Genomic DNA, 19,426 nt, shown 5'->3' on the forward strand with positions numbered 1-19,426 from the left:
ATATCTCTCCGGGTCCACTATCTGAGGTGTATACGTACCGGGGGGTGACGAGAGCCGGGTCTCGTCGCGGACGAACGTCGGCCTCGGCAAGAATTGTGCGCCGGCGAGAATCGCACGCCGACGAATAGCGGTCGCCGGCGGGCGTCAGTCGCCGACGAGGTGCTTCTCTCTGAGGTAGATGACGAGGCTGGCGCTCAGGAACGCGAGCCCCGCCCCCCGTAGCTCACCGACGGTCATCGCGACCAGCGCAACGGCGAAAAGGAAGACCGCGAACGCCGCCGAACCGACAGCGAGCGCGTTCATCGATAGCGTCGAGTCATCGTTTGGTGAGTCGGTCGTCAATCGTCCGTCGTGCCGGGGTTCTCCCGAACGTTGGTCACGACCGACGTCCGAGAGCGACCGACGGCGAAGTCGATGTCCTCGTCGGCCAAGTCCTCGATCCGCTCGGCGAACTCCTCGGACTGCAGGAGTTCGTACTCCTTGTCGAGGCCGAGATACACCGTGTAGCACATGACGACGAGGACGACGGCGAACGGGAATCCCGTGGCGATGGCCGCGGTCTGGAGCGCGCCGAGCCCGCCGCCGTAGAGGAGAAGCGACGCGACGAGGCCCTCCGTGACCGCCCAGAAGACACGCTGCCTCCGCGGAACGTTGTGTTTACCGCCCGACGTGAGGTGGTCGACGACGAGCGACCCCGAGTCCGAGGAGGTCACGAAGAACGTCACCACGAGCGTCACGGCGAGCAGCCCCGAGACGGCGCTGAACGGGAACTGTTCGAGGAGCGCGAACATCGCCACCGTCTGTCCTGCCTCGCCGTAGGTCGCGAGAACCGCGCCGTTACCCTGAAGCGAGTTGAACAGCGCGCTGCCGCCGAACGCCGAGAGCCAAACGGTCGAGAACAGCGACGGCAGGACGAACACGCCGAAGACGAACTCGCGGACCGTGCGACCCTTGGAGATGCGCGCGACGAACATGCCGACGAACGGCGACCAGGCGATCCACCACGCCCAGTAGAACACCGTCCAACTGTGGACGGTCGACGCGCCGTCGCCGAGCGTCCCGGTGAAGAACGCGAGCGAGAGGAAGTCGCTGAAGTAGTTCCCGAGACCCTGCACCCACGCGCCGAAGATACTCATCGTCGGGCCGACGACGAGCAGGAACGCCAACAGCGCGAACATAAAGAAGACGTTCACCGTGCTCAGCCGCCGCACTCCGGCTTCGAGTCCGGCCGCGACGGAGGCGGTGGCGATGAGAGTTATCACGGCGATGAGCGCGATTTGCATGCCGGTGTTGTTGGGAACGCTCAGAATGCCGAGCATGTTCTCGCCGAGGATGTACGACACGCCCGTGTTTATCTGTGCGACCCCGAGACCGAGCGACGTGGCGAGGCCGAACAGCGTCGCGAACACCGAGACGAGGTCGATGAGGTGACCCGGCCAGCCGTAGATTCGTTCGCCGAGGAGCGGCCAGAAAATCGACCGGAAGGTGAGCGGGAGCCCCCGGTTGAACGAGAAGAACGCGAGCCCCAGTCCGACGAGACCGTAGATGGCCCACGGGTGGAACCCCCAATGGAAGAACGTCTGGGTCATCGCTGCGATGCCCGCACCACCGGTCCCGGCCTCGGCGTCGAAGAAGCCGGGGACGTTGGTGAAGTAGTACAGCGGCTCCGAGACGCTGTAGAACATGAGCCCGATACCCATGCCCGCGCTGAACAGCATCGCCATCCAGGAGAAGTCGCTGAACTCCTTTTCGGCCTCGACGCCGCCGAGGGTTATCTCGCCGTACTTACTCAGCGCGAAGTACGCCAAGACGACGATAAAGAGGTTCACCGACAGGAGGTAGAACCAACCGAAGTTGCCCTCAAAGAAGCCCCTGACGTCCGAGTAGATAGTCGCCGCCTGTTCACCGAGAACGAGCGTCACCGCGACGAAGACGCCGATGATCAAGAGCGCGACCGGAAAGACGACGGGGTGGATGTCGAACCCCCACCGCTGGATGTTCCCGTCGCCGGGTTCCCGCTCCGTCTCGGGGTAGAACAGGTCCGCCTGTAGTCCGCTCGTCGACCGACCGGCCGAGTCGTTGTTATCTGTCATCCGTCACACCCTCCGTGGACGACCGCCACTTGAGTTCGTGTTCGATCATGTTGTTTTCCCCGCTTTGGGGCACCCGCCGCGACCGCCGAGAGACGGTCGATGGTCAGGTTCGGCACGTCAGTTTGACCCATGTTGCGAGTCCACACCCCTCACGATTCAACCAACCCATTGGTATTACACATCATAACGAGTAGTCTCCGATAATAGTGGTATTTATACGCAAATGAATAGATAGTGCAAAGATAATATCGCATGAACAGTTTACGGATGACAATCGAAACGCGTCCGTCGTCACTCGAACCGGTCGAGCGAGAACATGCCGAGCGGCAGGTCGCTCTCGCCGTCGACGGCGAGGTCGGCGAGGATTTCGCCGATGACGCTGGCGAACTTGAAGCCGTGTCCCGAGAAGCCGGCTCCCACCGCGACCTGCGGGTGGTCGGGCAGCGTGTCGAGGATGAAGTGTTCGTCCGGCGAGTTCGTGAACATGCACGTCGCGAGCGACATCGTCGGCCCCGCGGCCTCCGGGAAGTACTTCTCCGTGACGTCCCGGAGTATCGCCTCGTCGGCGCGGTTCGGCTCGCGGTCGAAGTCGTCGGGGTCGACATCCTCGTCGCGGTGGTGGTACTTGCCGAGTTTGAACCCCGGCACGTCGTGGACCGGGAACCCGTAGAACCGGCCCTCGGGGACGCTGAGGTTCCAGACGGGGAACTCCTCGGGCGCGAACGTCGCCGGCGACTCGGGCTGGAACCACGCGAGCGCCTGTCGCTCGGGGACCGCAAGCCCGTCGAGGGCGTCGGCGAGTTTGTAGTTCCACGCGCCCGCGGCGAGCACGAGCGCGTCCGCGACGTAGACCCCCCGGTCGGTGCGGACGCGCACCCCGCCGTCGTTCGTCTCCGCCCAGTCTTCGACCCGCTCGCGCGCGCGAATCTCGGCACCCCGTGCTTGTGCGGCCTCGATGTGCGCGATAATCGCCTGCTCGGGGACGACGAACCCGCCGTCTTCCTGATAGACCGCGCGGTACTCCTCTGGGAGTTCGTAGCCGGGGAACCGCTCGTTGACCTCCGCGCCGGTCAGCACCTCGTGGGGGATGTCGTGTTCCTCGCAGGAGCGTTTCGAACCCGCGAACACGTCGTTGTCGACCGGCCCGGCGTCGATGGAGCCGGTTCGGTGGATGACATCGCGGCCGGTCTCCTCGGCGAGGTCGTCCCAGAGGTCGTACGCCCGCTCGATGAGCGGGACGTACGAGGGGTGTTCGTAGTACGCGCGCCGGATGATGCGCGTGATACCGTGCGAGGACCCCTGCGAGTGGGGGATGTCGTAGCGTTCGAGACCGACGACGTCGAGGCCGCGGTCGGCGAGGTGGTACGCGGTCGCGCTCCCCATCCCGCCGACCCCGACGACGGCGACGTCGTATCGGTTGTCACGGACACTCATGGTGTCCGGCGGTTCGGAACGTCCCCCCTTCACTCTTGACCTGTATCACGGAGCCCCTTTTTCAGGGAGACGACGCCTGAGTCGTCGATATCGGCGCTGGCGGCCGAACGCCGACCGCTCGCGGATATCCACCGCCACTTATACGGCTCAACTATTCCCGACGAATCCTTTTCATCGGATGTGTGTTTCTTCCTCCCATGACACGGTGGAACAACGGTCGTGACGAAATCGGTGCAGTAAGTGCCGACATCACCGCGGAAACGAACGCGTTACCGGCGAAGTACTTCACGGACCCCGAAGTCCACGAGATGGAAAAGGAGAAAGTGTTCGGTCAGTACTGGGTCTACGCGGGTCACGAGACCCACATCCCGGACGCGGGCGACTACTTCACGCGGACCATCGGCGACAAGCAGATTATCGTCACCCGCGACGGCGACGGCGACGTTCGGGCGTTCTACAACGTCTGTGCCCACCGCGGGTCGAAGATGCTCGACGAGACGCCGATGACCGACCCCGGAAGCCTGAGTCGAATCACCTGCCCGTACCACCTCTGGGCGTACGAACTCGACGGGTCACTCCAGAGCACCCCGAAGAGCTTCGAGGAGGCGAGTCTGAACCCCGACCTCGACGACGACGCCGTCGGCGAGCTCGACCCCGAAGAAAACGGCCTCATGGAGGTCAACACGGACGCCATCGGGCCGCTCGTGTTCGTCAACTTCGAGGATGAACCGAGCCTCTCGCTTGCCGAACAGGCAGGGTCGATGAAGACGGAACTCGAAGACCTGCCGCTCGGCGAGTACGAACACGCCCGGCGCTACGTCTCCGAGGTCGAGTGCAACTGGAAGACGTTCAGCGGGAACTACTCGGAGTGCGACCACTGTCAGGCGAACCACCAAGACTGGGTGCAGGGGCTCGAACTCATGGAATCCGAGCTCGAAGTCAACGACTACCACTGGGTGCTCCACTACAAGCACAGAGAGGACGTCGACGACGAGATGCGCATCCACCCCGAACACGAGGCCAAGTTCTACTACTTCTGGCCGAACTTCACGGTCAACATGTACGGCACCGCCGACGGCTACGGCACGTACATCATCGACCCAATCGACGAGGGGCGCTTCCAGCTCATCGCGGACTACTACTTCCGCGACGCCGACCTCTCGGACGAAGAAGAGGAGTTCGTCCAGACGAGCCGCCAGCTCCAAGAGGAGGACTTCGAGCTCGTCGAGCGGCAGTACGAGGGGCTCACGTCCGGCGCGCTCGGGCAGGCGCAGCTCGGGCCGAACGAACACACGGTCCACAAACTCCACCGGCTCGCGCAGGACGCTTACAATGCCTGACGACGGGGACGTCGAACCGGCCGAAAAGCCCCGCGCCGGGGTCGTCACCTGCCCGTCGTGCGACCTCCACGTCGCGGTTTCGGAGCCCAACGACGCCGTCGAACTGTACCGGCGACACGCGGACGTCACCGGCCACGACGTCGAGTGGGAACGCGTCGCGTTCGACGCCGAAGTCGACGCCGAAGACGTGAAAACAGCCCTCGTCGAACTCGGCGAACGTCACCCGGACGGCGTCGAACTCGGGCGACTCGCCGCGGCGCTCACGGACAGCGGCGTCGCCATCGGCGACGCGCTCGACGCCGTCTACGACCTGCGAATGAGCGGAGAAATCTACGAACCGCGGGACGACCACGTTCTCGCGGTCTGACTCCCGCAGCCCCTTCTGAGGCGGTCACTCGTCTACGAGAATCGACTCGACCAGCTCCGCGGTCCCTCTCCTGATACGCCCACTAACAGCAGTCGGCGAGATGTCGAGTACGTCCGAAAGGTCGTCTAACGCCGCCTCTCGCGGCTCCTCGAAGTAGCCGTGCTCGTAGGCGGCCACGAGCGCGTCGCGCTGCGCGTCGGTCAGCTTACTCGGCTCGCCGTTCATCCAGCCGTCCTGCTGGAACATCCGATTCAGGTCGAAGGAGATGTCGTTGGCCTCGCAGTACTCCCAGAGCTCCGCGAGCGCCTCGCGGTCCGACAACTGGAGACGGACCCGCCACCCGGACGTCTCGTTGCTGCACGCGTCGAGCATGAGTCCGCCGAGTTCCGTGACTATCGGCGACAGCAGTATCGCGTCGTTCGTGTGGCCGATGCGATAGACGACGGAGTCCTCACGCTCGGAGACGAGCCACCAGTCGCGGACGGTGTGGTCGGCTTCCAACGCCTCTTCGAACGCGGCGACGTCCGCGTTCTTCACGGCGAAGAAGAACTGGCCCGTCTCGGGATCAGTCCCGGACTGAGAGACAACGTCTATCTCGCTCGCGGCTTCCGACTGAATCGTCGGCGTCAGCGCGAGGTCGTCGTGCGCGATGTCGGCGACAGTTATCAAGCTCATTGTGGCTTCACCTCGTGGCCCAGTGGATTCGACACCGACCAAACCAGAGTGTCGAATCGGTTGAAGTACGCGAAGTCGTTTCGACGTTCGCGATAGAAACGTGTCTCATGGGCACGGTATAGTATTTTGAACAGCAGATTCTCGTTTATAGTTTTCGCCGTATATTCTGTGGGGTTATATAAACCGACTCAGTATTCCACACCGCTTTTCAGGGGGCCTCGGCGCGTCTGGGGAACCGCACAATGAGCGTGGGCACATCGCTTCGGCGACTGGGTGAATTCCTCGAAGAGTGCGAGCGGGCGGGAGCCGCGAGCGTCCGGGACTCGTCCGTGGCGGTCACGGAGTCGGGAGCGTCGGCGGACATCGAGTTCGCGCTCTCGCCGAGCGACGAAGCCGAGTCGCCCGTGCGGACCCGGACCCGGGAGACTGCAATCGAGTCCGACGGGACCATCGGGCTCACGCTCGAAATCGACGACGTCGTTCCGAGCGACCACGAACACGTCGACGTCGACGCGGCCGAAGTCTCGCTCGACGCCGAGCCGACGGCCGTCGTGACGGTCACAACCGACGCGCCCTCCGCGGAGGGTTCCGCGGGGCCCGACGTTCCCGAATCGCTCGGTAGCGTGCGGAGTCCGGACGTGCCGGCGTTCGAGGACACGGCGTATCTCGAAGCGGTGTACGCGAGGTACGAGACGTTCGACCGGATGGCGGCGGCGTTCGAGATGGACGTGTCGGACGAGACGGTCCGACGGTACATGATCGCACAGGGCGTCCACGAACCGGACTCCTACGAGACGTCGCTCGCCGACGAGTCGCCGGTGGAAACACCGGGACCGACGGCCGCGGACGATTCCGGCGGGTCGCCCGAGGCGCTCGCCGACGGAATCGGCCTGCCCGAGTCCGTGACGATAGACCAACTCGCCGACGCCGCCAACGACGCGAAGACGATTCGCGAGTTCGGGAAATCCATCGACCTCGACCGAACCGAAGCGCTCGAACTACTCCAGACGCTCGACCTGCTGGAGTTCGTGATGGGGCGTCTCACGACCGACGACGACCCCGACGTGAGTCGGAACGACGTCGTCGCGCGTATCAGACAGTCGGCCGGCGAGAACTAGCGGCGCTGCGCGACTCGGCCGCGGCGACGGCTTCGACGGCCGCGGCCCGCGGCTCCTGTTAGAAGTGAGATAGCACGTGGTTCGGCGACGAGAACGGTCGAGACGCCGGGAGGTCGGAGCTATCTCTCCTCCGAGACGTCGTCGACCGCGTAGCCCGCGTCTTCGATGGTGTCCACGACGGCGGCCGCGTGCTCTGCTCCTTTGGTCTCGATGCGGAACAGGAGATGGGCCTCGCCGACGTCGAGGGCGTCGACGGCGCGGACGTGCCGAACGTCGTGGATGTTCGCGTCGCGGTCGGCGATGAGTCGGGAGAGCCGCGCCATCTCGCCCGGTCGATCGCGTATCCGAACTCGCAGTCGGAGGGTCTGTCGGCGGCCGGTGAGCGCGTGGACGAGCACCGTCTGGAGCATCGTCATGTCGAGGTTCCCCCCGCAGAGAAGCGGCATGACGGTCTCGCCCTCGACGTCGAGGTCGTCGCTCAGCACGGCGGCGACCGAGGCGGCACCGGCTCCCTCGACGACCTGCTTGGCGCGTTCGAGCAGGAGGAGAATCGCCTCTGCGATTTCCCCGTCGGAGACCGTGACCACCTCGTCGACGTGTTCCTCGATGGTTCGGAGCGTCAACTCGGAGATGCCGCCGGTGGCGATGCCGTCGGCGATGGTGTTCGTGTCGTCGAGCGTCACGGGAACGCCCTTGTCGAGGCTCTCGTGGACCGTCTCCGCGCCCGCGGCCTGCACGCCGACGACGCGAATCTCGGGGTCGTGGTGTTTGATGGCGGTGGCGATGCCCGAGATGAGTCCGCCGCCGCCGATGGGGACGACCACGGTGTCCATCTCGGGAAGGTCGCGATACATCTCCGCGCCGAGCGTCCCCTGCCCGGCGACGATGTCGCGGTCGTCGTACGCGTGGACGAACTCGGCGTCCGAGCCCTCGGCGAGCGACTGCGCGTACGCCATCGTCTCCTGGAAGTCCTCGCCGACGAGTTCGACGTCCGCGCCGTAGTCGCGCGTCGCGTCGATTTTCGTCTGCGGGGCGTTCTCCGGCATCGCGACCGTGGAGTCGGCGCCGCACTCGGTCGCGGCGAGCGCGACGCCCTGCGCGTGGTTGCCGGCGCTCGCGGCCACGAACTCGTCGATTCCCCGGTCGGTGTCCTGTCGAATCTTGTTGTACGCGCCCCGCGTCTTGAACGACCCCGTCCACTGGAGGTGTTCCATCTTCAGGTAGACGTCCGCGCCGACGAGGTCGCCGAGGGAGGTGCTCCGCTCTATCGGCGTCCGCTTGACGACGCGGTCGTTTTCGAGACGCTCACGCGCGCGTTCGATGTCGCTGTACTGTATCGGGGACGGCCGCGTCTCGTTCATCGGCGACCCACTCCGGCGATCCGCCGTCCTGCGCGGTGAGGCGACGCACGCCCGTCGCCTCGGCCCCGGGACTTCCGGTGAGCTGTGATAGTTCTTAGCACGGTATGTGTGACGAACGTGACGAAGTTCCAATATAGAGCTATCGCCGGTCGACGAACTGCGGTGAGGCGTACGAAACACTGAAAACGTCGATTCCGGGAATTAGAGACCTCATGTTCGGAGATTCTTCGTGACCACCAAGGGCCACCTCGTCGGGGCGACCGACGCGACCACATACCATACGTTTTCTGTCAATTTGTGGTTTTCGTCGGTCGTCGTCGCCTCAGGTCCGGCCGCAGCGAAGCGTTATACCGCAGAGTCGAGATGCACCCACGATGCCTTACGACACCGTTCGAGAGACCGACCCGGCCGTCGCCGACGCGCTGGAAGGCGAACGCGGGCGACAGAACGACACCCTCGCGATGATAGCGAGCGAGAACCACGTCAGCGAGGCGGTCATGGAGGCCCAAAGCTCGGAGCTGACGAACAACTACGCCGAGGGCTACCCGGGAAGTCGGTACTACGGCGGCTGTGCGTACGCCGACGAGGTCGAACAGCTCGCCATCGACCGCGCGAAGGAACTCTGGGGAGCCGACCACGTGAACGTCCAACCGCACTCCGGGTCGCAGGCGAACATGGGAGTGTTCCTCGCGGTGCTCGACCCCGGCGACAAGATTCTCTCGCTCGATTTGACCCACGGCGGTCACCTGAGCCACGGACACCCGGTGAACGTCGCGGGGAAGACGTACGAGGTCGAACAGTACGAGGTCGACGCCGAGACCGGCTACGTCGACTACGACCAGTTGGCCGAAAAGGCCGAGGAGTTCGACCCGGACATCGTCATCTCGGGCTACTCCGCGTACCCCCGGGAGGTCGAGTGGGAGCGCGTGCAGGCCGCGGCCGAGGCGGTCGACGCCTACCACCTCGCCGACATCGCCCACATCACGGGCCTCGTCGCCGCGGGCGAACACTCCTCGCCCGTCGGCATCGCGGACTTCGTCACCGGCTCGACCCACAAGACGATTCGCTCGGGTCGCGGCGGTATCATCATGTGCGACGAAGAACACGCCGACGACGTCGATTCCGCGGTGTTCCCCGGCCTCCAAGGCGGGCCGATACTGCACAACGTCGCCGGTAAGGCCGTCGGCTTCGGCGAGGCGCTTTCCCCCGAGTTCGAGGAGTACGCCTCGCAGGTCGTCGATAACGCCGCCGCCCTCGGCGAGCGGCTACAGGAGCGCGGCCTCGAACTCGTCTCCGGCGGAACTGACACGCACTTAGTCCTTGTCGACCTCCGTCCGTCGCACCCGGACACGACCGGCAAGGACGTGGAAGCGGCCCTCGAAGAGGTCGGCATCGTCCTCAACGCCAACACGGTCCCCGGCGAGAGTCGCTCGGCGTTCAACCCCAGCGGGATTCGCGCCGGCACGCCCGCGCTGACGACCCGCGGTTTCGACGAGGAGGCCTGCCGGACCGTCGCCGACCTCATCTACGAAATCGTCGAGGCGCCGCACGACGAGTCGGTCAAGGGGTTCGTCGACCAGAAGGTCGACGAACTGACCGAGGAGTACCCACTGTACGACTGAGTCGGTCCGAGCGACTCACCTCGAACCGACCGGTCCCCGGGTCGCTCCCGTCGTCGCCGACACGAGTTGTCGGTATTTCGACTACTATTGTTTCGCCGGCAGCGTCGTTCGGGGAGCCTCAAGCGGCCGAAATCGGCGTGTACACGCCGATTTCGGCCGCCGAGTCGGGGCGGCGGCACACGTATAAGTACGGTCGTCGAGACCGGTTTCGACGAAGCGATATGTCCGACGCAATCAATCTCGAAACCGCGAAGGTACTCATCGAGGCGGCCGAAGCGGAGGCCGAGTCGATGGGGCTGCGGATGGTGATTACGGTCGCGAACCCGGAGGGTAACCTCGTCGCACAGCACCGGATGGACGACGCGTGGCTGGCGAGCGTCAACATCTCTCGGAACAAGGCGTACACGGCGGCCGCGCTGCAGATGCCCACCCACGAACTCGCCGAGGGGAGCCAGCCCGGCGAGTCGCTGTGGGGACTCCAGACGACCGACGAGAACCGACTCGTCGTCTTCGGCGGCGGTTATCCCCTCGAAGTCGACGGCGAACTCGTCGGGACCGTCGGCGTCAGCGGCGGCGAAGTGTCCGAGGATATGGCGGTCGCGAGCGCCGCGGTCGAGCGGTTCGAAGAGCTCGTCGAATAGCCGAACTGGCCGTCAGCCGCTTTTTTCGAGCCGTTCGTTCGACGGCCGAGTGCTCAGTTCCCGCCGTCTTCGAACAGTGCCCGGAGCGCCGAGCGGAGGATGTCGTATCCGACCTCGACCTCCGACAGCTCGATGTACTCGTCGTAGGCGTGGGCCTGCGCCATCGACCCCGGTCCCCACGTAATCGCGTCCATCCCGGCGTCGTTGACGAGGTTCCGAACGTCGGTCGCCGCCCGGATACCCCACGGCTCGGGGTCGACGTCTGCCCGCTCGGCGGCCGCGTCCCGAAAGCGCGCCGCGACCTCGCTGTCGGTCGGAACCGCCGCGGACTCGTAGACCCGCGTTCGCGTCCACTCGACGCGCAGGTCGTGTTCGGCCGCCACGTCGGACAGCAGCGCGTCGATTTCGGCGTCGACCGCCTCGACGGATTCCGATGGAACGAACCGCCTGTCGACCGTTATCGTCGCGCCCTCCGGGACGACGTTCTCCTTCGTCCCCGCCTCGAACCGCGTGACCGTCGCGGTCGGCCGACCGACGAGCGAGTCGGAGCGCGCTCGAATCTCCTCGTCGTACGCTTCGAGCGCGTCGAGAACCGGCCGGGCGTTCTGTATCGCGTTGTCTCCCTCGTCCGGTCGGCTGGCGTGCGACGGGTCGCCGCCGACCGAGATTTCGTACCAGCCGAGCCCCTTCGCGCTCGTCGCGGTCCGCAACGACGTGGGTTCGAGCACGACGCCGTAGGTGGCGTCGTAGCCGCGTTCGAGGAGCGTCTTCGTCCCCGGTTCGGCCGTCTCCTCGCCGACCGCCGCGTGGAACACGAGCGAGCCGTCGAGCTCTCCGGAGTCGAGCGCGTCGGCGAACTCGACCGTCGCGAGCATCGCGAGGGCGACGCCGCATTTCATGTCCGCGCTCCCGCGGCCGTACAGCCTTCCGTCTCGGACGGTCGGCTCGTACGGCGGGTGGTCCCACTGGTCTCGGTCGCCGGCCGGAACCACGTCGAGGTGGCCGTTGAGGACGACCGAGGGTTCGCCCTCGCCGACGCGGGCCGCGACCTGCGGTCGGTCGGGATACGGTTCCTCGACGAGCGTCGCCGAGACGCCTCGGGATTCGAGCCAGTCGTACACGAAGTTCGCCGCCGCCGCCTCGTCTCCCGGCGGGTTCTCGGTCTCGATTTCGACGAGACTCGTGAGCAACGATAGTAACTCCTCGTCCATGGTTTCGGTCGTCTATCGACAGAGACGGGCGCGGGATAATGGTTCGTGCGGTAGCTTTTTTCCGATTCGACTGTCAGCGTCGGAGGGTTCCGGCCCCGTTCGAACGCCGTGCGTCGCGCGTCGCTATTCGAGCGTGGAGATACGGCTGTCTCGGAGGAGCACCCGCTTGACGATGTCCGGGTCTTCGAGAAGACGGTGAGTCCCGTGGACGCCCTGACCGCGCCCGCGCCCGCGGACTTCGGACTGGATGACGTTGAGGAAGTCGAGTTCCTGCAGGAGTTCCTGCACGCGACGCTCGGAGAGCTGGTCCATGTCGAGGTCGTCGGCGACGGTGAGGTACTGCCGGTAAATCTTGTTCGTCGTGATTTCGGCGGTCTTTCGGCCGCCGGTCTGGAGGACCAGCGAGTAGAGGACGGCCTTCGACTGCGTGGCGGTCCCTTCGAGGAGTTCGCTGAAGCGGTCGGCCTCGCTTTTCTCCTTGGCCGCCCGCACGTGGTCGTCGGTGACGGTCTCGGCACTCTCGTTTCGCGCGATGCGGCCGGCGTTCCGGAGGATGTCGATGGCCTTCCGAGCGTCGCCGTGTTCCTGGGCGGCGAGCGCGCTCGCGAGGGGAATCACGTCGTCGGTGAGAACGCCGGGTTTGAAGGCGTCCTTCCGGTTTGCGAGGATTTCGCGAAGCTGGTTCGCGTCGTAGGACGGAAAGACGAGTTCGTCGTGGGCGAAACTCGATTTGACGCGCTCCGTGAGTTCCTCGGGGTAATCGATCTTGTTCGAGATGCCGATGATGCCGATGCGCGAGTCCACTATCTTCTGGTTTTCGCCCGCACGCGAGAGCTTTCGAAGCACCTCGTCGTCGCGGAGCATGTCTATCTCGTCGAGGATGACGATGGTCACGTCGGAGCAGGTGTCGAGCACCTGCCACAGTCGATTGTAGTAGTCGCCGGTCGACAGCCCGCGCTCGGGAATCGTCATCCCGCTTTTCGCCGGGTCGTTGACCTGCGAGGCGAGCGTCTTGATGACCGACGCCTCGGTGTGCTGTTCGCCGCAGTCGATGACGGCGATACGGACGTCGACGTCCTCGCGGACCGCCTCTTGTTGGAGTCGCTCGCTCACGAGCCGGGCGGTGAGCGTCTTGCCCGACCCCGTCTTCCCGAAGATGAACAGGTGGGTCGGTTCGCGTCCGAAGATGGCGGGGTTGAGCGCCTGCGCGACTTTCGACATGTGCTCGTCGCGGCCGACAATCTTGTCGGGACCGGGAAGATGAGAGATTTTGAGGATATCCTCGTTCGCGAAGATGGGTTGGTCGTACCGGAACAGCGGGTCGCGAGTCCCACCCTCGCCCTCGTCCGATGTCATGTGAGTTCGGTATTCATACTCACCCCTAATAAAGGTGAAGGGGTGGTCTCGCGTTTGTAACAGCGACAAATACGGCCGTTTGAACCGTACTTTGAACCCGGTTTTGGATTCGATGATCAACGAGTAGTGTCGCGCAAGTAAGACCGTCAGACACCACCCTCGCGTTTGTAACGCGCGAGACGGTCACGTGGATGACACGGTTCGTGGGGGTACACTCGCGTTTGTAACACGGGACCCGACAGACCACCCTCGCGTTTGTAATCGAGCGGGGGAGTACCGTCGCGTTTGTAACGCCGAGCGCTGGGAGCGGTGGTGCAGACACACCACCCTCGCGTTTGTAACGCGAATCGGTGTGGGGGTGGGTCGACGAGCGAGGTGTTATCGGTTTATTTTGCCCCTAGATTTACAAACGCGAGGGGGGTGTGTCGAATCCTCCTAGGGACTGGCGTAGCCGTTACAAACGCGAGGGTGGTGTGTGTGTGTTCCCGGACGTAGACGGACAAATCACGAGCAACACCCGTTTCTCGAAGAACAGCCACGATTCTCGACACCGAGCTATCACTAGTAGCTAGGCTAGTAGTGTAGCCACACTAGTAGTCTAGCTACACTACTAGTTCTACTACTCAACACAACACAACACAACAACGAACAACGAACCAGAGACCAGTCTACCGGGTTCCAGTCCACCGCCTACCCAGCGACGCCAGCACGTCAGTACGACATCCCGTCCCTCGACGCCCACCGAGTACCTGCCGAGTGCTCACCCGAGCAGTCCGAGTTCGCGGACGTCCTCATCGACCACTTCGAGAGCCGTTTCAGCGTCGGAGACTCGCTTCGCTCCCGTAATCACGACTTTCCCGCTCCCGAACATGAGGACGACGACGCTCGGTCCGTCGAGGCGGTAGACGAGTCCGGGGAACTGCTCGGGTTCGTACTCGACGGCTTCGAGACCGAGGCCGATAGCCAGCGCGTTCAGGTTGAGCGCCGCACCGAGGTCGGCGCTCGACACGATGTTTTGAACCGTGATGTCCGGCTCGTCGGGAATCGGTATTCCGAAGTCGGTGAACTCGTCGAACAGCGTTTCGATGGCCGTGTTCACGTCGTCGACGCTGTTCGCGCCGGTACAGACGATCTTCCCCGACCGAAAGACGAGACACGCCGACTTCGGGTCGCGGGTTCGATACACGAGACCGGGGAAGTTCTCCGGGTCGTAGTCGGTTCCGTCCATATCGAGCGAGAGTCGTTCGAGGTCGAGTTCGACCGGGACCTCCGTCGAAGCGACGACGTTCTGAATCTCGATGGACCTGACGGCGTTCACGTGCGACATCTTGTGAACTCGTTGACACTCGGTCGTGTTAAACTACCGGGGTCGTTCGCCCGCGTTAATCACCGGACAACTGGACAACAATCGAAACGCACGACGAAGTCGATGGCTAACCCACGAGACAAAAACCGAGAAACGGGGTTTCTTACGCGACGGATAACCGGCGAATATCATCTCTTCATAATTCTTTTCAGCGTCTTCTCCGATTACTCGCTATGGCGTTCACAGATACGATTCACGACGAGGCCGACGAGTTCTGGTCGGCCATCCTCGACCATCCGATGGTCGCCCGACTCGGGGAGGGGAGCCTCGACGAGGGGCCGTTCCGCTACTGGGTGCGGCAGGACTACGTCTACCTCGTCGAGTACAGTCGCCTCTTCGCGCTCGGTGCCGCGAAGGCCCCGACGCTCGACTCGATGGGGACGTTCGCGAGCCTCCTCGAATCGACCGTCAACGAGGAGATGGACCTCCACCGGAGCTACGCCGCCGAGTTCGGCATCGACACCGCCGACCTCGAAGCGACGACGCCGTCGCCGACGACCCGCGCCTACACGGACTTCCTCGTTCGCACCGCGACGCTCGGCTCGTTCGGCGACATCGTCGCCGCCCTGCTCCCCTGTATGTGGGGGTTCAACGAGACTGGACGCCGACTCGCCGACGCGGGCGTTCCGGACCACGACCAGTACGCCGCGTGGGTCGAGATGTACGCCGGCGACGAGTTCACCGAACTCACCGACTGGTGTAAGTCGCTCATGGACGACGTGGCCGCGAGCGCCACCGAATCGGACCGCGAGCGCTTCCGCGACCTGTTCCGCACGTCGGCGCAGTACGAGTACCTGTTTTGGGACGCCGCGTGGCGGCAAGAGGAGTGGCCGCTATGAGCAACACGGAGCCGTCGGCCCCCGAGACGTACGACGAGTTCGCCGCGTCGCGGTCGGACCCGCGCTTTACCGACTGGCTCCGCGAGCGCGCGGGCGAGTCGTGGGACGACGCGACCGCTCACCGACTGACGCGCGAACTCGCCGCCGACGAACTCGCAGACGACGTGTTCAGGCAGTATCTCGTGCAGGACTACGCCTTCGTGGAGACGCTCGTCGGCGTCTTCGGCCACGCCGTCGGCACCGCGCCGACCATGGAGTCGAAGTCCGAACTCGTCTCGTTTCTCGGCGTTCTGACCGACGACGAGGACGACTACTTCCTGCGGGCGTTCGACGCGCTCGACGTTCCCGAGTCGGTCTACGCGGACCCGAAAACCACGCCGACGACGCGCGCCTTTATCGACCTCCTCGAACGCGCCGGGGGGCAGGGCGGGTACGCCGAGACGCTGGCGGTGCTCGTCCCCGCCGAGTGGGTCTACCTGTCGTGGGCGACCGCCGCGGCGGACTCTGCCAACTCTCCCTCGCGGTTCTACCTCTCCGAGTGGATCGATCTCCACGCGGTCGACGACTTCGCGGCGTTCGTCGGGTGGCTCCGAACCGAACTCGACCGCGAGGGCGCAGCGGCCTCGCCGCGTCGGCAACGGCGGCTCGAACAGCTGTTCCGTCGCACGGTCGAACTCGAAGTCGCCTTCTTCGACGAGGCGTACGAACTGGCTCCGTCCACCGATTCGACCGGCGGTTCTTCCCAGCCGGGTGACGGCCGATGGTGAGCTCGACCGTCGCGCTCGGACTGACCGTCGCAACGCTCGTCGCCTTCACGGGCGTCGGCGTGTGGTTCTCCCGGGGTCGCGTCGGCTCCGTCGAGGACCTCATCACCGCGCGCGACTCCGCGGGGAGTCGGCGAACGACGGCGACGCTCGTCGCGTCCGTCATGGGCGTCTGGGTGCTCTTTTCGGCTCCCGAAGCGGGCGCAAGTTTCGGTATCGCGGCCGTCGTCGGCTACGCGGTCGGCGAGGCCGTCCCGATGCTCGTCTATGCCCGCCTCGGCCCGCGAATCCGGAAGCTCATCCCCGAGGGCCACTCGCTGACCGAGTACGCCCACGCGCGCTACGGGACCGCGATGTACGCCTTCGTCCTCCTCGTGAGCGCGCTCTACATGTTCATCTTCCTCGCCGCCGAACTGACCGGCATCGCGGGCGCGCTCTCGCTCGTCGCCGGCGTCCCGCAGTGGCAGACCGCGCTCCTCGTCGGCGGCTTCGTCCTCCTCTACACGAGTTACGGCGGCCTCCGGGCCAGCATCGCGACCGATGCGGTTCAAGCGGTCATCGTCATCCCGCTTCTCCTGCTTGCGTTCGCCGGCGCGCTCGTCGCGCTCGGCGGCCCCGCCGCCGCCATCGACGGCATCACGGAGACGAACCCCGCGCTCCTCGACCTCGGCGCGGTCGCCGGCCTCCAGTTCGGACTCGCGCTCGCGTTCGCCATCCTCGGCGCGGAACTCATCAACCAGACGTGGTGGCAACGCATCTACGCGGCCGACTCGTCGGAGACGGTCGGGCGGAGCTTTCGGACCGCGGCGCTCGCCAACGGTGCCATCGTGTTCGTCACCGCCTTCTTCGGCGTCGTCGCGGTCGGCAACGCCGCCGTGGTCACCGACCCCGCGAGCGCGGGCTACAACGCCGACGCCGCCTTCTTCGTCCTCCTCGGCGAGGCGTTCCCCGAGTGGCTCGTCCTCGCGGCGGTCCTCCTCGCGCTCCTGCTCGTGATGAGCTCCATCGACACGCTGTTCAACGCGCTTTCGAGCCTCGTGACCGCGGACCTCGCCCGCCTGCTCGCGGCGCCGAGCGACCGCCGCCTCGCCCTCGGGTCGCGGGCGCTCACAATCGCCGTCGCGGTCGCCGCGATTTACGTCAGCCTCCGCGCACAGAGCGTCCTCCGGCTGTTCTTCTTCGCCGACCTGCTCGGCGCGGCCGTCGCCTTCCCGCTCGTCTACGGCTTGTACTCGACGCGAATCACCGGTCCCGGCGCGCTCGCGAGCAGTCTCACCGGGCTCGCTGTGGGCCTCGCGTTCTTCCCCGACCTCCGCGGCGTCATCACGTCGATTCCGGTCGTCGGCGGCCTGCTGCCCGCCGCCGACCCGCTGTATCTCACCTCCTTCGGCGGCGCGTTCGTGGTGTCGACGGCGGCGGCGCTCGTCGCCGCCCGACTCACGGACGCCGGGTTCGACCTCGGCCGGCTCTCGCGGGAGATTCGGCGGTTCGACGACGGCCGAACCGACGCGCGGTCGTCCGACTGACGCGGGCCTTCCGGCTGTCCGCCTCAGTACTCGCTGACCGCCGCGGTCCCCACCGAGATTCGGACCAACTCGTTTTCGGGCCACGCCGACTCCTCGGTCCCGTACTTCCGGTTGATTCGCCGCGTGGCGTCTCGAACGGCGTCCTCGTCGGTGACGACGGTGGCCGTCCCGAGCACCGTCACCTTCCATTGCGCCTGTCCCCGCTCGTCTTTCTGAATGGAGAGCGCGACGCGCGGATTCTCGCGGATGTTTTCGAGCTTTCGACCCGAAGTGAGCACCTCGAACACCCCGCGGTCGGCCGCGTAGTCGAACCAGACGGGGGCGACGTGAGGCCGGTCGTCGACGCTGGTCGCGAGGTGCGCCATGAGCGGTTCGCTCGTCACGAGCGCCGCGGCGCGTTCGGAGAGGCTTGACATGGTTAGATATCTGTCTCCCGGCGTAAAACGGTGGCTCCGACCCGATTTTACAAACGCGAGGGTAGTCCCTGCTTCGACGGTTGTCTCCCGGCTCGCCGACTTCCGACCCGTAAACGTTCGCACCGTCTTCGGATTCTTATCAGAAATTTGCCGTTAACCGATGCCGTGATGCGGTTGTGACCCGTCCGAACCGGGTGAAATCCCCCGCATAACGGGCGCATAACAAAGGGGTCGGACGCGACAGTTCAGGCAGCTTACTCATGAGTATCGAGGTTCGGCGGGCGACTGAAGACGACGTCCACAACTGGGACACGTTCGTCGAACAGTCACCCCACGGCAACGCGTTCCATCAGTTCGACGCACTGGAGATTCAGGCGGCGCACGCCGGCGCGGAGTTGATTCCGCTCGTCGGTCGCAAAGGCGAGGAAGTCGTCGGGCTGTTCCCGCTGTTCCGAATCAACAAGGGGCCGATAGCGACGGTGTTCTCACCGCCGCCGGAGCTTCGGGTGGCGTACCTCGGTCCGGTCCTCCTGAACATGGACCACATGAAACAGCGAAAGCGCGAGGGCCGACACCACGAGTTCATCGACGACTGCCTCGACTGGGTCCGCGAGGAGATTCGTCCGCGGTACACTCACATCCGCCTCGACGGCCGGTACGACGACCTCAGAGCGTTCTCGTGGAACGACTACGCGATAACGCCGCAGTACACCTACCACGTCGACCTCTCGCCCGGCGTCGACGACGTGTTCATGAGTTTCAGCAGCGACGCCCGGTCGAACATCCGGAACGCGCCCGACGACGCGTACACCATCGAGGAAGGCGGCCCGGAGGCAATCGAACAGATCGTCGAACAGGTCGCCTCGCGCTACGAGTCGCAGGGTATCTCCTATCGGTCGACTCCGGGGTTCGTCAGGGACCTCTATTCGACCCTCCCCGAGGGACAGATTCGACCCTACGTCCTCCGAACCGACGGCGAGTTCGCGGGCGGTATCCTCGTCGTCGACTACAAGGAGACGGTCTCGCGGTGGCAAGGCGGCGTTCGGACGGACATCGACTCCGACCTCGCCATCAACGACCTGCTCGACTGGCGCATCATGCGCGACGCGATGGACCGCGGGCGGACCACCTACGACCTCGTCGGCGCGAACAACCGCCGCATCAACCGATACAAGGCGAAGTTCAACCCCGAACTCCACCCCTTCTACAGCCTCGAACGGAACGCGGCGGGGATGAAGACGCTCGCGCACCTCTACAAGACGATTCGCGAGGGGGTGTAGCGGACTATACTGCCTCG

Annotated in this window: 18 protein-coding genes; 9 read left to right on the forward strand and 9 right to left on the reverse strand. The window is 65.1% G+C overall.

The window, feature by feature from the left end; all coding sequences use genetic code 11:
• Window positions 1-144 precede the first annotated feature (144 nt).
• From NDI65_RS09920 to solA, 3 genes are all read right to left on the reverse strand, one after another.
• On the reverse strand, window positions 145-303 hold the full coding sequence (locus NDI65_RS09920; RefSeq protein ID WP_167344146.1) for a hypothetical protein: 159 nt from the start codon (window positions 301-303) through the stop codon (window positions 145-147).
• Window positions 304-338: 35 nt separating this feature from the next.
• Window positions 339-2,093 carry a BCCT family transporter gene (locus NDI65_RS09925; protein WP_310893622.1) on the reverse strand — a complete coding sequence of 585 codons (1,755 nt, stop codon included), beginning with the start codon at window positions 2,091-2,093 and terminating at the stop codon, window positions 339-341.
• A gap of 291 nt (window positions 2,094-2,384) precedes the next feature.
• Window positions 2,385-3,527 carry an N-methyl-L-tryptophan oxidase gene (gene solA / locus NDI65_RS09930; RefSeq protein ID WP_089780023.1) on the reverse strand — a complete coding sequence of 381 codons (1,143 nt, stop codon included), beginning with the start codon at window positions 3,525-3,527 and terminating at the stop codon, window positions 2,385-2,387.
• 197 nt (window positions 3,528-3,724) lie between these two features.
• On the opposite strand from solA, the gene NDI65_RS09935 reads away from it, so the two are divergent.
• The gene (locus NDI65_RS09935) at window positions 3,725-4,867 is read left to right on the forward strand and encodes an SRPBCC family protein (RefSeq protein ID WP_089780021.1); all 1,143 of its coding nucleotides are present in this window, start codon (window positions 3,725-3,727) and stop codon (window positions 4,865-4,867) included.
• Window positions 4,860-5,234, forward strand: coding sequence for a hypothetical protein (locus tag NDI65_RS09940; protein WP_089780018.1), 375 nt, complete (start codon window positions 4,860-4,862; stop codon window positions 5,232-5,234). Before NDI65_RS09935 ends, NDI65_RS09940 begins: the two co-directional genes overlap by 8 nt.
• Window positions 5,235-5,258: 24 nt before the next feature.
• Here the strand turns inward: NDI65_RS09940 and NDI65_RS09945 are convergent, their stop codons facing one another.
• Window positions 5,259-5,909 carry a helix-turn-helix domain-containing protein gene (locus NDI65_RS09945; protein ID WP_042665745.1) on the reverse strand — a complete coding sequence of 217 codons (651 nt, stop codon included), beginning with the start codon at window positions 5,907-5,909 and terminating at the stop codon, window positions 5,259-5,261.
• A gap of 242 nt (window positions 5,910-6,151) precedes the next feature.
• Between NDI65_RS09945 and NDI65_RS09950 the strand changes: the two genes are divergently transcribed.
• Entirely contained in the window at window positions 6,152-7,027 is an 876-nt protein-coding gene (locus NDI65_RS09950) for a hypothetical protein (protein WP_089780016.1), read from the forward strand.
• Window positions 7,028-7,146: 119 nt separating this feature from the next.
• On the opposite strand, the gene ilvA is transcribed toward NDI65_RS09950, so the two are convergent.
• A complete protein-coding gene (gene ilvA / locus NDI65_RS09955) occupies window positions 7,147-8,388 on the reverse strand; it encodes a threonine ammonia-lyase (protein ID WP_089780014.1) in 1,242 nt (413 codons plus the stop codon).
• 374 nt (window positions 8,389-8,762) lie between these two features.
• Between ilvA and glyA the strand changes: the two genes are divergently transcribed.
• Both glyA and NDI65_RS09965 read left to right on the forward strand, forming a co-directional pair.
• Window positions 8,763-10,010, forward strand: coding sequence for a serine hydroxymethyltransferase (glyA, locus tag NDI65_RS09960; RefSeq protein WP_310893623.1), 1,248 nt, complete (start codon window positions 8,763-8,765; stop codon window positions 10,008-10,010).
• A gap of 221 nt (window positions 10,011-10,231) precedes the next feature.
• The gene (locus NDI65_RS09965) at window positions 10,232-10,651 is read left to right on the forward strand and encodes a heme-binding protein (RefSeq protein ID WP_089780011.1); all 420 of its coding nucleotides are present in this window, start codon (window positions 10,232-10,234) and stop codon (window positions 10,649-10,651) included.
• Window positions 10,652-10,704: 53 nt separating this feature from the next.
• Here NDI65_RS09965 and NDI65_RS09970 read toward each other — a convergent pair whose 3' ends face one another.
• The 3 genes from NDI65_RS09970 to NDI65_RS09980 all read right to left on the reverse strand — a co-directional run bounded on the left by NDI65_RS09970 (window position 10,705) and on the right by NDI65_RS09980 (window position 14,545).
• On the reverse strand, window positions 10,705-11,862 hold the full coding sequence (locus NDI65_RS09970) for a M20 family metallopeptidase (RefSeq protein WP_089780009.1): 1,158 nt from the start codon (window positions 11,860-11,862) through the stop codon (window positions 10,705-10,707).
• 123 nt (window positions 11,863-11,985) lie between these two features.
• Window positions 11,986-13,218, reverse strand: coding sequence for an orc1/cdc6 family replication initiation protein (locus NDI65_RS09975; RefSeq protein WP_089780007.1), 1,233 nt, complete (start codon window positions 13,216-13,218; stop codon window positions 11,986-11,988).
• A 760-nt stretch (window positions 13,219-13,978) separates the two neighbouring features.
• Window positions 13,979-14,545 (reverse strand): TATA-box-binding protein, encoded by a 567-nt coding sequence (locus NDI65_RS09980; protein WP_089780005.1) that lies wholly within the window; start codon window positions 14,543-14,545, stop codon window positions 13,979-13,981.
• A 212-nt stretch (window positions 14,546-14,757) separates the two neighbouring features.
• On the opposite strand from NDI65_RS09980, the gene tenA reads away from it, so the two are divergent.
• The 3 genes from tenA to NDI65_RS09995 are packed head-to-tail and all read left to right on the forward strand — an operon-like array spanning window position 14,758 to window position 17,713.
• A complete protein-coding gene (gene tenA, locus NDI65_RS09985; RefSeq protein WP_089780003.1) occupies window positions 14,758-15,423 on the forward strand; it encodes a thiaminase II in 666 nt (221 codons plus the stop codon).
• Window positions 15,420-16,190, forward strand: coding sequence for a TenA family protein (locus NDI65_RS09990; protein ID WP_089780001.1), 771 nt, complete (start codon window positions 15,420-15,422; stop codon window positions 16,188-16,190). The genes tenA and NDI65_RS09990 overlap by 4 nt, the downstream gene beginning before the upstream one ends.
• The gene (locus tag NDI65_RS09995; protein WP_089779999.1) at window positions 16,184-17,713 is read left to right on the forward strand and encodes a sodium:proline symporter; all 1,530 of its coding nucleotides are present in this window, start codon (window positions 16,184-16,186) and stop codon (window positions 17,711-17,713) included. The genes NDI65_RS09990 and NDI65_RS09995 overlap by 7 nt, the downstream gene beginning before the upstream one ends.
• Before the next feature lie 23 nt (window positions 17,714-17,736).
• On the opposite strand, the gene NDI65_RS10000 is transcribed toward NDI65_RS09995, so the two are convergent.
• Window positions 17,737-18,129 (reverse strand): pyridoxamine 5'-phosphate oxidase family protein, encoded by a 393-nt coding sequence (locus NDI65_RS10000; protein WP_089779997.1) that lies wholly within the window; start codon window positions 18,127-18,129, stop codon window positions 17,737-17,739.
• A 260-nt stretch (window positions 18,130-18,389) separates the two neighbouring features.
• On the opposite strand from NDI65_RS10000, the gene NDI65_RS10005 reads away from it, so the two are divergent.
• Window positions 18,390-19,409, forward strand: coding sequence for a GNAT family N-acetyltransferase (locus NDI65_RS10005; protein WP_310893624.1), 1,020 nt, complete (start codon window positions 18,390-18,392; stop codon window positions 19,407-19,409).
• Window positions 19,410-19,426 lie beyond the last annotated feature (17 nt).

Origin of the sequence: Haloferax sp. S2CR25 (assembly GCF_031624535.1) — an archaeon.
Lineage (GTDB): Archaea > Halobacteriota > Halobacteria > Halobacteriales > Haloferacaceae > Haloferax > Haloferax massiliensis.